Consider the following 14,298-nt stretch of genomic DNA (forward strand, 5'->3'; position numbering starts at 1 on the left):
ACCACTCCCGTGCTGTTTGGGCTTGATCGGCGCCCCCAAGCTGCCACATAGCACGCAGCAGTTTATTTCGGAGTTCCCCATGACGTCCCATCCCGCCTCCATTTCCGGCCTGTCCGATCTTGCCGGGCGCTATGATGCGGTGCTGAGCGATGTGTGGGGTGTGATCCACAATGGCGTGTCGGCCTTCCCCAGCGCCGTCGACGCCCTCGTGAAATATCGTGAAGCTGGCGGCACGGCCGTGCTGATCACCAATGCGCCGCGCCCCTCGGGCCCGATCGTCGACATGCTTGATCGCCTTGGCGTGCCGCGCTCTGCCTATGATGCCATCGTTTCCTCGGGCGACGCCACCCGCGCCATGATCGCCCGCTACCAGGGCCGCCCGATCCACCATGTCGGCCCCGCCACCGAAGACGATGCGCTCTACGAGGGCCTCGATGTGCGCCGCACCACGGCCGATGAAGCCGAAGTGATTGTGGTCACCGATCTCGATGACGACACCCACACCCCCGAAATGTATCGGGAACGCGCCGAGCACTGGCTCGCGCGCAAGCTCCCCATGATCTGCGCCAATCCCGACCGCGTCGTGGAACATGGCGACCGCCTGATCTATTGCGGCGGCGCGCTGGGCGACCTCTACGAAGCCATGGGCGGGATCGTGCACATGGCCGGCAAACCCTATCGCCCCATCTATGAGGAAGCCTTCCGCCTCGCCGAACAGGCCGCTGGCAAGCCCCTCGACAAAAGCCGCGTGCTCGCCATTGGCGACAGCGTGCGCACCGATGCCACCGGCGCCGCCCAGTTCGGGCTCGACCTGCTGTTCATCACCGGCTCGATCCACGCGGCCGAACTCGATGCCTTTGGCAGCCCCGATCCGCAGCTGATCGCCGATCTCGTGGCCCCCAGTGGCGCCCGCCTTGCCGGCTTCCTGCCGCGCCTCACCTGGTAGGCGCGCGTGGCCTTTATTCGACTATCCAGCCTCGATGACGTCCCCGCCGCCCTGCGGGGCGCCTATGTCGCCATCGGCAATTTCGATGGCTTTCATCGCGGCCACCAGTCGATCCTGGCCGCCCTCAAGACCGAAGCGGCGCGGGCCAAGGCGCCCGCGGTGCTGCTGACCTTCGAGCCGCATCCGCGCGATGTGTTTGCGCCCTCGCCCTTCATGTTCCGCCTCACCGATGGCGACGCCAAAGCGCGGCTGGCGGAAGCCCTCGGGCTCGATGGCATCGTCATCCTCCCCTTCGATCGCGCCTTTTCCCAGATCGAGGCGGAAGACTTCGTGTCCCGCTTTCTCGTCGATGCCATGAACGTCGCCGGCGTCATTGTCGGCTCCGACTTTCATTTCGGCCGCGGCCGGCGCGGCACGCCCACTTTCCTCAAGGCGGCGGGGGAGGCGGCGGGCTTTGCCGTCCAGACCCTTGATCTGATGGACGAGGGCGACGAGCCCATCTCCTCCTCGCGCATCCGCGCCGCCCTCTCGGAAGGGGCGGTCACCGCGGCCAATCGGCTTTTGGGCTACCACTGGTTCTTTGATGGTTGCGTCGTGCGCGGGGACCAGCGCGGCCGCGAACTGGGCTACCCCACGGCCAACACCATGACCCCCAACGGCTTCCAGCTTGCCCAGGGCGTCTATGCCGTGCGCGCCCGCCTCGGCAATCGCCTTTTTGGCGGCGTTGCCGCCTATGGCAAGCCCATGTTCGACAACCAGCGCCCGCCCTTTGAAACCCACCTCTTCGACTTCGACGAGGACATCTATGGGCAAACCATCACCGTCGCCCTGGTCGGCCATATCCGCGGCCAGGAAGTGTTCAGCGGCCTCGATGAACTGATCGCCGCCATGGACCGCGACTCGGGCAAAGCCCGCACCCTCCTCACCCAAGCCACCCCCCTCAGCCCGCTCGACGAACAGCTGGGTTTCGTCGGCTAGCCCAAGAACTCGGCCCCATGAGCCATCGCCTCCCTCCCCCCTTGAGGGGAGGGACCGAGGGTGGGGGTTCCGGCTTTGCCTCCGAGTGGAGCCTGGGTACGGTTCCCCTTCGCTCCTCCACTCAAGCTCAGCCGCCTGCACCCCCACCCTAGCCCTCCCCTCAAGGGGGAGGGGACCCACCGTGCCTCGGCTTCGGCCGGCGCTTATCAGGGATGGCAAAGCGCTCCCGGCCCGACCAAGAACTCGAGCCCCAGAGCCATCGCCTCCCTCCCCCCTTGAGGGGAGGGACCGAGGGTGGGGGTTCCGGCTTTGCCTCCGAGTGGGGCCTGGGTACGGTTCCCCTTCGCTCCTCCACTCAAGCTCAGCCGCCTGCACCCCCACCCTAGCCCTCCCCTCAAGGGGGAGGGGACCTATCGTGCCCAACTCCTTGCTCTCGGCTCCTGCCCTCCCTCCCCCTTGAGGGGAGGGCCGGGGAGGGGGTGGTTCGGTGGGCCACTGATGGACCCCCACCCCCAACCCCTCCCCTCAAGGCGGAGGGGAGGCCTTCCACCAAGCTCTGCGTAAGCGGGAGTTCAGCAAGCGGGTCCACTGCGCTTAAATATCTCCTCGCAAGCCAAATCCCGCAGCCATCGCCTCCCTCCCCCTTGAGGGGAGGGATCGAGGGTGGGGGTGCCGGCCCTTCCATCCAGTGGAGCTTAGGTGCGACCCGGCATGAGTCTCAAACCCCAAACCTCTAGGCTCGTGCCCTCCCTCCCCCTTGAGGGGAGGGCCGGGGAGGGGGTGGTTATGTGGGCCACTGATCAACCCCTGCCTCTAACCCTCCGCTCAATGGTCAGAACCCACCGTGCCTCCGCGTCCGCCGGCATTCACGCGGAACTGACGGCCCCCCATCACCCCCGCCCACCGCAAATCAACCTTTGCCCCTCGCGCCTCACCTTGCTAAAAGGCCGCCAACCTCCCCCAAAGATTGCCGCCTCCATGACCGATACCGCTGCAAGCGCCACCGAAACCGATTATTCGTCGACGCTGTTTTTGCCGCAGACCGAGTTTCCCATGCGCGCCGGGCTCCCCGATCGCGAGCCGCTCTGGCTCAAGCGCTGGGAAGAGATGGATCTTTATGCCCGCCAGCGCGAACAAGCGGCCGATCGTCCGCTGTTTACGCTCCATGACGGCCCTCCCTATGCCAATGGCAACATCCATATCGGCCACGCGCTCAACAAGACGCTCAAGGACATGGTCAGCCGCTCCATGCAGATGCTCGGTTTCAACTCGGCCTATGTGCCGGGTTGGGACTGCCACGGCCTGCCCATCGAATGGAAGATCGAGGAGCAGTATCGCGCCAAGGGCCGCGACAAGAACGAAGTGCCGATCATCGAATTTCGCCAGGAATGCCGCGCCTTTGCCGAGCAATGGGTCGATATCCAACGCGACGAGTTCAAGCGTCTTGGCGTGCTCGGTGAATGGGACAATCCCTATCTGACCATGAGCTTTGACGCCGAAGCCCAGATCGCGCGCGAGCTGATGAAGGTCGCCGCTTCCGGCCAGCTTTATCGCGGCTCCAAGCCCGTGATGTGGTCGGTCGTGGAGCGCACCGCCTTGGCCGAGGCCGAGATCGAATATCAGGATTATGAAAGCGACACGATCTGGGTGAAATTCCCCGTGCATGGCGCTTCAGCCGAGGCCGGCGCGGATTTCGCCGCCACCGCCCGCCAGGTGCGCGACCTCGGTTCGGCCTTTGTGCTGATCTGGACGACCACCCCCTGGACCATCCCCGCCAACCGGGCGATCTCCTATTCCTCCAAGGTTGCTTACGGCCTCTACGAGATCACCGCGGCCCCAGAAGGCAATTGGGCCAAATCGGGCGAAAAATACGTCATCGCCGACAAGCTCGCCGCTGAAGTCTTTGCCAAGGCCAAGGTCGAAAGCTTCACGCGCCTTGGCGATGTCGATCCCGGCCAGATCACCGCCTGCCACCATCCGCTGCGCGGCCTTGCTGGCGGCTACAATTTCGATGTGCCCCTGCTCGATGGCGAACACGTCACCGATGATGCGGGCACCGGCTTTGTGCATACCGCACCCAGCCACGGCCTCGATGACTTTGAAATCTGGATGAACTCGGGCCGGCTCCTCGCCGAGCGCGGCATCGACACCTCCATCCCCTTTGCCGTGGACGATGCCGGTTTTTACACCGCCGAGGCCCCCGGCTTCGAAGGCGCCCGCGTCATCGATGACAACGGCAAGAAGGGCGACGCCAATAACCGCGTGATCGCCGCGCTCGCCGAGCGCGGCATGATGGTCGCCCGCGGTCGCGTCAAGCACTCCTATCCCCACTCCTGGCGCTCCAAAAAGCCGGTGATCTTCCGCAACACGCCCCAGTGGTTCGTTTACATGGACCGCGCCATCGAGGGCGTTGCCGGCGACACCTTGCGCCACCGTGCGCTCAACGCGATCGACGCCACCAAATTCTACCCGCCTGCGGGGCAGAACCGCCTGCGCTCGATGATGGAAGACCGCCCCGATTGGGTGCTGTCGCGCCAGCGCGCCTGGGGCGTGCCGATCACCGTCTTCGTGCATCGCCAGACCAACGAAATCCTCAAGGACGAAGCGGTCAACCATCGCATCGCCCAGGCCTTTGAGGCCGAAGGCGCCGATGCCTGGTACGCCGAAGGCGCCGCCCAGCGGTTCCTCGGCGACAGCTACGACGCGGCGGACTACGAAATGGTCCGCGACGTGCTCGATGTGTGGTTCGACAGCGGCTCGACCCACGCCTTTGTGCTGCGCAACAAGCAGAAATGGCCCTACCTCAAATTCCCCGCCTCCATGTATCTGGAAGGCTCGGACCAGCATCGCGGCTGGTTCCATTCCTCGCTGCTCGAGAGCTGCGCCACCAACGGCTTTGCCCCTTATGAAAGCGTGCTGACGCACGGCTTCACCATGGATGGGGAAGGGCGCAAGATGAGCAAGTCCCTGGGCAACACCGTTGCCCCGCAGGACATCATCAAGCAATACGGCGCCGATATCCTGCGCCTCTGGGTGGCGTCCTCGGATTATTCCGAGGATCTGCGCCTGGGCAAGGAGATCGTCCAGACCACGGTGGATGCGTACCGCAAGCTGCGCAACACCCTGCGCTGGCTCCTGGGCAATCTTGCCCATTACCAGCCCGCCGATGCGACCGAGCCCGCCGACATGCCCGAGCTCGAGCAGCTGATCCTGCATCGCCTGGCCCAGCTCGATGGCCAGGTGCGCGCCGCCTACAAGGAATATGACTATCGCCGTGTGGTGACGCTGCTCACCAACTTCATGAATATCGAGCTGTCGGCGTTCTATTTCGATATCCGCAAGGATGCGCTCTATTGCGACCCGATCTCCTCGGTGCGCCGCCGCTCTGCCCTGACCGTGCTCAATGGGCTTTTTGATTGCCTCACGGCCTGGCTCGCGCCCATCCTCGTTTTCACCATGGAAGAGGTTTGGCTCGAGCGGCACAAGGAAGCCGATGCCTCCGTGCATCTGCGCTTGTTCCCCGAAGTGCCCGCCGCCTGGCTCAACGACGAACTGGCCGCCAAATGGCAGCTGATCCGCAATGTGCGCCGCGTCGTCACCGGGGCGCTCGAGATCGAACGCCGCGAAAAGCGCATCGGCTCCTCGCTCGAAGCGGCCCCCAAAGTGTTCATCAGCGACCCCGCTTTGCTCGCCGCAGTGCAGGGTGAAGACCTGGCCGATATCGCCATCACCTCGGCGGTTGAACTGGTCGAGGGCGAAGGCCCCGCCGATGCCTTCCGCCTCGATGACGTGGCCGGCGTTGCGGTGGTGCCGGGCCTTGCCGAGGGCAAGCGCTGCGCCCGCTCCTGGAAGATCCTGCCCGAAGTGGGCAGTGATCCCGACTTCCCCGACGTCACCCTGCGCGACGCCCAGGCCCTGCGCGAACGCGCCGCCGCCGGTCTCTAGCCTGGTGCCCGAGCTTCGATCTCAGCTCCGCACGCCCCTTCACCTCCCCCTCCGTGGGGGAGGTCGGGTGGGGGTGAACGAGCCCCGATCCTCGGGCAACACTGCGACACCCCTCAACTGGTTGGACGCCCAACGATGAATCTGCGCGCCCTTGCCGACCCTTCGGTTTATGTCTCGCTCACCGCCGCCGTCCTCGCCTTTGGCCTCGATCGCGCGCACAAGAGCATGCAGGTTTCGGCCAATTGCATTTCGCTGCTGGCGGGTGCCTGCGTTGATCACTTCGAGGCTTTCATCCCCTTTTCCATGAGTGGCTGGAGCGGCGGGGAAGTGGTGCGCGTCACTCCGTTCTTTGATTATGTCCTCGTCTGGAACACCGGCATTTCCTATGGCCTGCTCGACGGCTTGCCGGTCTGGACCCTGGGGCTTGTCATGCTGGCCGCCGTGGTCGCCCTCGCCATCTGGTGGGTGCGTGCCGATAGTGCGCTGCTGCGTCTGGGGCTGGGCCTGTGCATCGGCGGCGCCCTTTCCAATGGCGTCGACCGGCTGATCTACGGCGCCGTGGCCGATTTCTTTCATTTCCACTGGGGCACGCTGTCGTTCTACATCTTCAACCTGGCCGATGTGGCGATCACCGCCGGGGTCGTCTTGCTGTTGCTCGACATGCTGGGCGTTGGCCGTCCACGCCCCGCTACGCCCACTGCTTGAACATGCTCGCGCCCCAATCTGGTTTTAGGCGCGGAACTAGTTTATAAGCACTCCCGACATTCTGAAGGACGTTTCATGCGCATGGGATCCACCGGGCCACAGACTGCTGCAAAGCGAGCTTCCCTTTGGGGCAAAGCCGGCTTGGCTCTGCTGCTGACCCTGACTATGGCGGCCTGCACCACCGTGGAAGGCACCAATGCCTTGACCGATGTCGGCACTTTCGAGCGCGAAGTGATGACTTCGACCGCCCGCGGCGTCGGCCTGCTCAACCGCGCCGACCCCAAGGAAGATCTGACCCAGGCCCGCGCCCCGCTGGTGCTGCCGCGCGATGCCGCCTCGCTTCCGGCTCCGACCCAGTCGGCCGCCGCCCAGTTGCCCGTCAACAGCGACCGCGTCCAGCTCAACACCGCTGGCATGAGCGAGGCCGAGATCAAGCGCCTGCGCAATGCCCGCGTGGTCGATACCCGCACCATCGCCGGTCGTCCCCTGACCGAGCAGGAAACCTCGGCGCTGACCGCCCGCATGCAGGGCGCCAATATGGAAGTCAGCACCACCGGCAAGCGCCCGCTTTATCTGCCGCCTGACGACTATTTTACTCGCGTGGGCGATGCCGATCTGCTGTGCCGCACCCCGAGCGGGGAAGTGGTCTCGCTGCGCGACCGCCGCTGCCCCGCCGATGTGCGCCGCGCCATCGAGGCCCAGCAGCCCCAAGTCACGAGCCCCGGCACTTTGGGCGCCGGCCCCAATGCCAGCATGAAGAGCATGACCAGCAGATAGGCTCAGGCCGCACTCGTTATTCAGCCCCGCCCATTGCGGCGGGGCTTCTTGTTTCCGCGCCGCCCCTTTGGGTCCCGCATGAAAGGCACCGAACTCATGGCCGACCAACCAGCCTCCCCCGATACCGGCGATCGTCTCGCCAAGGTCATCGCCCGCTCCGGGCTTTGCTCGCGCCGTGATGCCGAAGTGTGGATCACCGAGGGGCGCGTCGCCGTCAACGGCAAGAAGGTCATCACCCCCGCCTTCAACGTCACCGACCGCGACAAGGTCACCGTCGATGGCGCCCCGCTCGCCGCCCGCCAGGGCACCCGCGTGTGGCTTTATCACAAGCCCGCTGGCCTCGTGGTCACCGAGAAAGACCCTGAAGGCCGCCCCACCATCTTTGAAGCGCTCGAAACCCACGGCCTGCCACGCGTCGTGTCGGTCGGCCGGCTCGACATCAACACCGAAGGCCTGCTGCTCCTCACCAATGATGGCGGCCTCAAGCGCGTGCTCGAACTTCCCGCTACCGGCTGGCTGCGCCGCTATCGCGTGCGCGCCCATGGCACCGTGACCCAGGCCGCCCTTGATCGCCTCAAGGACGGCACCGAGATCGATGGCGTCAAATACGGCTCCATCGAAGCCACCCTCGAGCGCGAGCAGGGCTCCAATGTCTGGCTCGTCATGGCACTGCGCGAAGGCAAGAACCGCGAGGTCAAGAACGTGCTGGGCGCGCTCGGCCTTGAGGTTAATCGCCTGATCCGCGTCTCCTATGGCCCGTTCCAGCTCGGCGACATTCCCGTCGGCGCCATTGAAACCGTGCGGGCGGCCACCCTGCGCGACCAGCTCGGCAAAAAACTGGCCGAAGCGGCCGATGTGGATTTCGACAGCGAAATGCCTGAAGCCAATGCCCTGATCGGCAAGCCTACCCGCGACCGCCTGACCGGCCGCGGCACCAACACGGTCGAGATTGCCCGCCAGCGCTTCCGCTTCACCGACCATGCCGAAAAAACCGAGGAAGAGCTGCGCGCCGAACGCCCGCGTCAGGATCGTCCGGGCCGCTTTGACAACCGCAAGCCCGGCCCGCGACGTGTCGAGGAGCGCGAGGAATACGAGGCGCCACCGCGCCGCGTGATCTTTGATGATGGCCGTGAAGAAGAATTCGTGGCCAAGCGTTCCACCCGCGCCCCCGCCTTCCGCGACAGGGACGACCAGCCCGCCCGCAGCTTTGGCAAGGCCCCCGAGCGTCCCGCCAAGCCCGCCTTCGACAAGCCCCGCGGCCCTCGCCGCGAGGATGGTGACCGCAGCGGTCCAAAATCTTTTGGCGACAAGCCCAAGCGCTCCTTCGGCGATCGTCCTGGCGGCAAATCCTTCGGTGACCGCCCCGGCGGCAAAGCCTTCGGCGATCGCTCCGGCGGCAAGTCCTTTGGTGGGCGTCCTGGTGGCAACAAGTCCTTTGGCGATCGGCCCCGTCCGCCGCGCCCCGAAGGTGGCGCCGAGCGCCCATCGCGCGAGTTCACCGGCACGCCCCGTGGTCCGCGCCGCAGCGACGCCGAACGCCCGCAGCGTGATTTCCAGCCGCGCACGCGCGCTGACGCCGAGGCCGCGGGCGCGCCCCGCGCTTACACCCCGCGCCCCGACGCCGATCGTGCCCCCTCGCGCCCTGGCCGCAATTTCTCGGACAAACCGCGCGGCAATCGCCCCGATGGCGATCGCCCACAGCGCGGTCCTCGCCCTGCCGGTGATCGGCCGCAGCGCCCGGCTGGCGCTCGCCCGGGTGGTCCGCGTCCGGGCCGCGACGAGTTCGGCTCGGAAGCCAAGACCTATGGCAAGCCCAAGGTTCGCCCCGACGGCAAGCCTCATCCCAAGCGCGAAGGCGCGGCCCCGGCCCGCGGTCCGCGTCCCGGCGGCTTCGGCAAGCCCGGTGGCGCCCGCCCCGGTGCATCCGGTGGCGCCCGCCCTGGTGGCGGCGGTCGTCCGGCTGGTGCTGGTCGGCCAGCGGGTGGCCCACGTCCCGCGGGTGGGGCAGGGCGCCCCTCGGGCCCCCGCCGGCCAAAACCCTGACCGCAAGCGTGCCGAAAGGGGTTTGAGCTAGATGCGCATCGTTGCCGGCCGCTTTCGCGGCAAGGGGCTCAATTCGCCCTCCGATCTCTCGATCCGGCCTACTGCCGATCGGGTTCGCGAATCCATGTTCAACATCCTTGCCTCGCGCCTTGGGCCGGTGCTGGATGGTGTTCGCGTGCTTGATTTGTTTGCCGGCACCGGCGCGCTGGGGCTCGAAGCCCTGTCGCGCGGCGCCGCCCATGTCACCTTTGTCGATACGGGGGCCGAGGCGCGCGGCCTCATTCGCGACCATATCGAGGCCTTTGGCGCCGGCGGCATCACCAAGCTCTTGCGCCGCGACGCCACCGATCTGGGCGTGCCCGGCTCGATGAAGCCCTTCAACCTCGTCTTTCTCGATCCGCCTTATGGCAAGACCCTGGGCGAACAGGCGCTTGCGGGCCTGCGCGATAACAACTGGCTCGCCCCCGGGGCCACCATCGTCTGGGAAGAAAGCCGCGACGCCACCCTCGACATCCCCGCCGGCTTAACGCTCACCGACCGCCGCGAATACGGCGCCGCCGCCATCCACTTTTTGGTCTTTGGCGAACCGGAAGCAGCGGTCGAGGCGTAGGTAAGCCGGTGGCGAGGCCCCATCGCCTCCCTCCCCCTTGAGGGGAGGGATCGAGGGTGGGGGTTCAGGCCGTCGGACAAACTCGTCACGGGGGAAGACCCACCGCTCGAACCCCCACCCCAGCCCTCCCCTCAAGGGGGAGGGGGCGCATCGCGCATCTGGACGGTCAGGAGGACTTAACAGCGTGCGAGGTCCAATCTCTCCCACCCACCAGCTGTCACCCCGGTTTTGAGCCGGAGCCCATCCCGAAATTCTTCCGCTTGCCCCAACGGCCCGGCCCCATCGCCTCCTCCCCCTTGAGGGGAGGGATCGAGGGTGGGGGTTCAGGCCGTCGAACAAACTCGTCACGGGGGAGACCCACCGCTCGAACCCCCACCCCAGCCCTCCCTCAAGGGGGAGGGGGCGCATCGCGCATCTGGACGGTCAGGAGGACTTAACAGCGTGGGAGGTCCAATCTCCCTCGCCCCCAGCTGTCACCCCGACCCTGAGCCGGGGCCCGTCCCGAAATTCTTCCGCTTTCGCCAACGGCGGGGTCCCATCGCCTCCCTCCCCCTTGAGGGGAGGGATCGAGGGTGGGGGTTCAGGCCGTCGGGAAAACTCTTAACGGGGGAAGACCTACCGCCCGAACCCCCACCCCAGCCCTGCCCTCAAGGGGGAGGGGGTGGCATCGAGCCTAGCCCCTACACCCCCACACAAGCCTCGCACCGCCCGCGAATTTCCATCGTCGTGCGCTCAACCTTGAACCCGGTCTTGCCCGCCCATTCCCCTAGCCGACCTTCGATCACCGGGTCAGCAAATTCATCGACCTTGCCGCACCCTTCGCAAATGGCAAACGCGATCAGCCCCTTGCGATGGCAGTGCTCGTCCGCACAAGCAACGAACGCATTGAGCGATTCCAGCCGGTGGGCGAGGCCCCGTTCCACCAGCTTGTCGAGCGCGCGATAAACCTGCAGCGGCGCCCGCAAACCGTCCTCGCGCAGTCGGTCGAGAATGTCATAGGCGCTGAGGGGAGCCGAGGACCCGGTCAGCGCGCCCAGCACCAGCCCCTGGTTGCGCGTCAGGTCAGTGGGTGCGGCGTGGCTATGCGCCATGAATTTTCCTCCCGAACAATTTGTGGACCGGCACGGCGAGCGAAACCAGAAACACCAGCAAGGCCGCCACGACGATGGAGGGTCCGGAGGCCGTATCCCAGTTGCGCGAGCCGAACAGCCCTCCCACCACGGCAATCACCCCGAGCCCCGCCGCCACCGCGGCCATGCCTTCAGGTGTTGCGCTTAGGCGCCGCGCGGTTGCCGCCGGAATGATCAGCAAGGAGGTAATCAACAGCACGCCCACCAGTTTCATGGCAATGGCAATGACGCTGGCCATCAGGATCATGAGGATGATCCGGCTCGCTTCCGGGCGCAGCCCTTCGGCTTCCGCCAGCTCGGTGCTGACCGTCGAAGCCAGCAGCGGCCGCCAGGCCAGCGCCAGCACGACGAGGATCGCCGCGCCCCCGCCATAGATCACCATGATATCCTCGACCGAAACGGCAAGAATATCGCCAAACAAAAAGCCCATGAGGTCGATCCGCACCGTGGTCAAAAAGCCCACCAGCACCAGTCCGACCGCCAGGGTCGAATGGCTCAAAATGCCCAACAGCGCATCGGTCGAGAGCGTCGCCTGCCGCTGCAACAGCAGCAGCGCTCCGGCGACGAGAGCCGCAACCGCAAACACGCCCAGCGTCATGTTGAGTGACAAGATGATCGACAGCGCCACGCCCAGCAGCGCCGAATGGGCCATCGTATCGCCGAAATAGGCCATCCGCCGCCACACGACGAAACACCCCAGCGGCCCCGCCACCAGCGCCAGCCCAATCCCGGCGATGAGGGAGCGCGAAAAGAAATCACCGAACATGTGCGGCTCCCTGGAGGACCGATGCAACCGCCCCAATCCCGCCAAACGCGCGATCCCGTTCCCTCCCCCTTGAGGGGAGGGCTAGGGTGGGGGTTCGGGCGCCTTCAACATACTCGGGTTTCATGCCCCTAGTGCCCATGCCGGTGCCCCCCATGCCCGTGCGAATGAGCATGCTCATGCACCGCCCCAGCCGCCACCACGCAGCCGTCGTCGTGGTGCTCATGGTCGTGGTGGTGCTCATAAATTGCCAGCGTTTCCGCCGCGCGCGGTCCGAACAGCTTGAGATATTCCGGGCTGCGCTTGACCGCCGCCGGCGTGCCGGTGCAGCACACATGTCCATTGAGGCAGATCACCGTGTCGGTTTCCGCCATCACCACATGCAAATCATGGCTGATCATCAGGATACCGGCGCGCGAGCTGTCGCGGATCTGGCGCACCAATTCATAGAGCGCCACTTCGCCGGCAAAATCGACGCCCTGCACCGGCTCGTCCAGCACCAGAAGGTCCGGCTTGCGGATGGTGGCGCGGGCAAACAACACGCGCTGGAATTCCCCGCCCGACAATTCCTGCACCGCCGCTCCGAGGAGCCGCCGCGCCCCGACCAGATCGAGCGCCGCCTCGATTTCGCTGCGGCTGAAGCGGCCGGTCAGCGTCATCAGCCGCTCCACCGTCAGCGGCAGCGTCCAGTCGATGGTCAGCTTTTGCGGCACATAGCCGATGCGCAGCCCCGGCAGGCGCGTCACCGTGCCCGTTGTCGGCTTGAGCACGCCCGTCGCCATCTTGGCCGTGGTGGATTTGCCCGAACCATTGGGCCCGATCAGCGTCACGATCTCGCCGCGCCGGATGGCCAGGTCGACCCCTTCCACCAGCACGCGCGCCCCCCGGCGCACGCCAGCGCCGCTCATGCTGATCAATGTTTCGCGTCCTGCCTGCCCGTCCATTTCCGCTCCGTCACGTCGCTTGACAGCGTTCTAAACGTTATAGCATAACGCAGCAAGAACGTAATAACATAACAGGATTGCGCCGATGAAGCTGCTCCCCCTTGCCTTGGTTTCGAGCCTGCTGCTGGGCAGCACGGCCATGGCCGCGCCCAATGTGGTAGCCTCGATCAAGCCGGTGCACTCCCTCGTTGCAGCCGTGATGGAGGGGGTAGGGGAGCCGACCCTCGTCGTGCGGGGCGCCGCCTCACCCCACACTTATGCGCTGCGCCCGTCCGATGCCGGCGCGCTGCAGGATGCTGATCTGGTGTTCTGGACCGGCGCTGGCATGGAGCTGTTCCTCGCCGATGCACTGACCACCCTTTCAGGGCAAGCCGAAGTGGTGGAGCTGAGCCAGGCGCCCGGCATCACCCTCCTGCCAGTCCGTGAAGGCGGCACTTTCGAGGCCCACAGCCACGAGGGCGAGGGTCATGACCATGAGCACGACCACGAGGGTCACGATCACGAAGGCCATGACCACGAAGAGCACGACCACGAGGCGCACGATCACGAAGAGCACGCCCACGAAGGGCACGACCACGACCATGGCGGCGACATGCATTTCTGGCTCGATCCGCAAAACGCCATGCACATGGTCGATGCCATCGCCGCAGCGCTGAGCCAAGCTGATCCCGGTAACGCCACGGCCTACGCCGCCAATGCCGAGCGCGAAAAAGCCAACCTCGTCGCGCTGCAAGCCGAACTGACCGCGACCCTCGCGCCCGTCGCCGACAAGCCCTTCCTCGTCTTTCACGACGCTTACCAGTATTTCGAGAACCGCTTTGGCCTCACCGTCGCGGGCTCCGTCACCGTCACCCCCGACGTCATGCCCGGCGCCCAGCGGATCGACGCCCTGCGCGCCCGCGTGGCCGAACTCGGGGCCACCTGCGTTTTTGCCGAACCCAATTTCGAGCCAACCATCATTGCCGCGATCACCGAAGGCAGCACGGCCAAGGCGGGTGTGCTCGACCCCGAAGGCGGGGCCCTCACTGAAGGCCCAAACCTTTACCCCGAACTGCTGCGCGGCCTCGCCAATGGGCTCCTCGATTGCCTGGGCTAACTAACCCAGCGGCCCCTTGAAGATAAAGAATGCCCCGAGCGCAATGAGCCCGAACCCGACTCCGTGGTTCCAGGTGAACTGCTCGCCGAGGTAAGTGGCGCTGAACAGCACAAAGACCGACAGGGAAATCACCTCCTGAATGGTCTTGAGTTCGGCGCCGCTATAAACCCCGTAGCCGATGCGATTGGCGGGCACCGCCAGCCAATACTCGAAAAAGGCGATGCCCCAGCTTGCCAGCACCACCACCCACAGCGCCGTGCCGGGGAATTTGAGGTGCCCATACCAGGCAAAGGTCATGAAGAGGTTGGACGCGATCAAGAGCCCGATCGGGGCCAGCGTGGCAAAGTTCCAGCCCATTGCG

12 protein-coding genes are annotated in these 14,298 nt (G+C 65.8%); 8 read left to right on the forward strand and 4 right to left on the reverse strand.

Going from position 1 to position 14,298, the window contains the following annotated elements:
- Nucleotides 1-79: 79 nt before the first annotated feature.
- The 7 genes from ELX51_RS03085 to rsmD all read left to right on the forward strand — a co-directional run bounded on the left by ELX51_RS03085 (nt 80) and on the right by rsmD (nt 10,004).
- The gene (locus ELX51_RS03085; protein ID WP_127752130.1) at nt 80-946 is read left to right on the forward strand and encodes a TIGR01459 family HAD-type hydrolase; all 867 of its coding nucleotides are present in this window, start codon (nt 80-82) and stop codon (nt 944-946) included.
- Between the two features lie 6 nt (nt 947-952).
- Complete coding sequence (locus tag ELX51_RS03090; RefSeq protein ID WP_127752131.1) at nt 953-1,924, forward strand: bifunctional riboflavin kinase/FAD synthetase; 972 nt, start codon at nt 953-955, stop codon at nt 1,922-1,924.
- Between the two features lie 978 nt (nt 1,925-2,902).
- Entirely contained in the window at nt 2,903-5,869 is a 2,967-nt protein-coding gene (ileS, locus tag ELX51_RS03095) for an isoleucine--tRNA ligase (protein WP_127752132.1), read from the forward strand.
- A gap of 135 nt (nt 5,870-6,004) precedes the next feature.
- Nucleotides 6,005-6,574, forward strand: a complete 570-nt coding sequence (gene lspA, locus ELX51_RS03100; RefSeq protein ID WP_127752133.1) for a signal peptidase II — start codon at nt 6,005-6,007, stop codon at nt 6,572-6,574.
- A 75-nt stretch (nt 6,575-6,649) separates the two neighbouring features.
- Complete coding sequence (locus tag ELX51_RS03105) at nt 6,650-7,351, forward strand: hypothetical protein (RefSeq protein WP_127752134.1); 702 nt, start codon at nt 6,650-6,652, stop codon at nt 7,349-7,351.
- A gap of 96 nt (nt 7,352-7,447) precedes the next feature.
- The gene (locus ELX51_RS03110) at nt 7,448-9,394 is read left to right on the forward strand and encodes a pseudouridine synthase (RefSeq protein WP_248305232.1); all 1,947 of its coding nucleotides are present in this window, start codon (nt 7,448-7,450) and stop codon (nt 9,392-9,394) included.
- Nucleotides 9,395-9,425: 31 nt separating this feature from the next.
- Nucleotides 9,426-10,004 carry a 16S rRNA (guanine(966)-N(2))-methyltransferase RsmD gene (rsmD, locus tag ELX51_RS03115; RefSeq protein ID WP_127752136.1) on the forward strand — a complete coding sequence of 193 codons (579 nt, stop codon included), beginning with the start codon at nt 9,426-9,428 and terminating at the stop codon, nt 10,002-10,004.
- Nucleotides 10,005-10,684: 680 nt separating this feature from the next.
- Here rsmD and ELX51_RS03120 read toward each other — a convergent pair.
- The 3 genes from ELX51_RS03120 to ELX51_RS03130 form a co-directional block, all read right to left on the reverse strand.
- Nucleotides 10,685-11,095 carry a Fur family transcriptional regulator gene (locus ELX51_RS03120; protein WP_127752137.1) on the reverse strand — a complete coding sequence of 137 codons (411 nt, stop codon included), beginning with the start codon at nt 11,093-11,095 and terminating at the stop codon, nt 10,685-10,687.
- Nucleotides 11,085-11,900, reverse strand: coding sequence for a metal ABC transporter permease (locus tag ELX51_RS03125; protein ID WP_127752138.1), 816 nt, complete (start codon nt 11,898-11,900; stop codon nt 11,085-11,087). The genes ELX51_RS03120 and ELX51_RS03125 overlap by 11 nt, the downstream gene beginning before the upstream one ends.
- Before the next feature lie 128 nt (nt 11,901-12,028).
- Complete coding sequence (locus ELX51_RS03130) at nt 12,029-12,841, reverse strand: ATP-binding cassette domain-containing protein (RefSeq protein WP_127752139.1); 813 nt, start codon at nt 12,839-12,841, stop codon at nt 12,029-12,031.
- An 85-nt stretch (nt 12,842-12,926) separates the two neighbouring features.
- Here ELX51_RS03130 and znuA point away from each other — a divergent pair, with 85 nt between their 5' ends.
- Complete coding sequence (znuA, locus tag ELX51_RS03135; RefSeq protein ID WP_127752140.1) at nt 12,927-13,937, forward strand: zinc ABC transporter substrate-binding protein ZnuA; 1,011 nt, start codon at nt 12,927-12,929, stop codon at nt 13,935-13,937.
- Here znuA and ELX51_RS03140 read toward each other — a convergent pair whose 3' ends face one another.
- Nucleotides 13,938-14,294 carry a DMT family protein gene (locus ELX51_RS03140; protein WP_127752141.1) on the reverse strand — a complete coding sequence of 119 codons (357 nt, stop codon included), beginning with the start codon at nt 14,292-14,294 and terminating at the stop codon, nt 13,938-13,940. It abuts the gene before it with no gap.
- Nucleotides 14,295-14,298: the final 4 nt, after the last annotated feature.

It is taken from the genome of Devosia sp. 1566, assembly GCF_004005995.1.
In the GTDB taxonomy this organism is placed as follows: Bacteria; Pseudomonadota; Alphaproteobacteria; order Rhizobiales; family Devosiaceae; genus Devosia.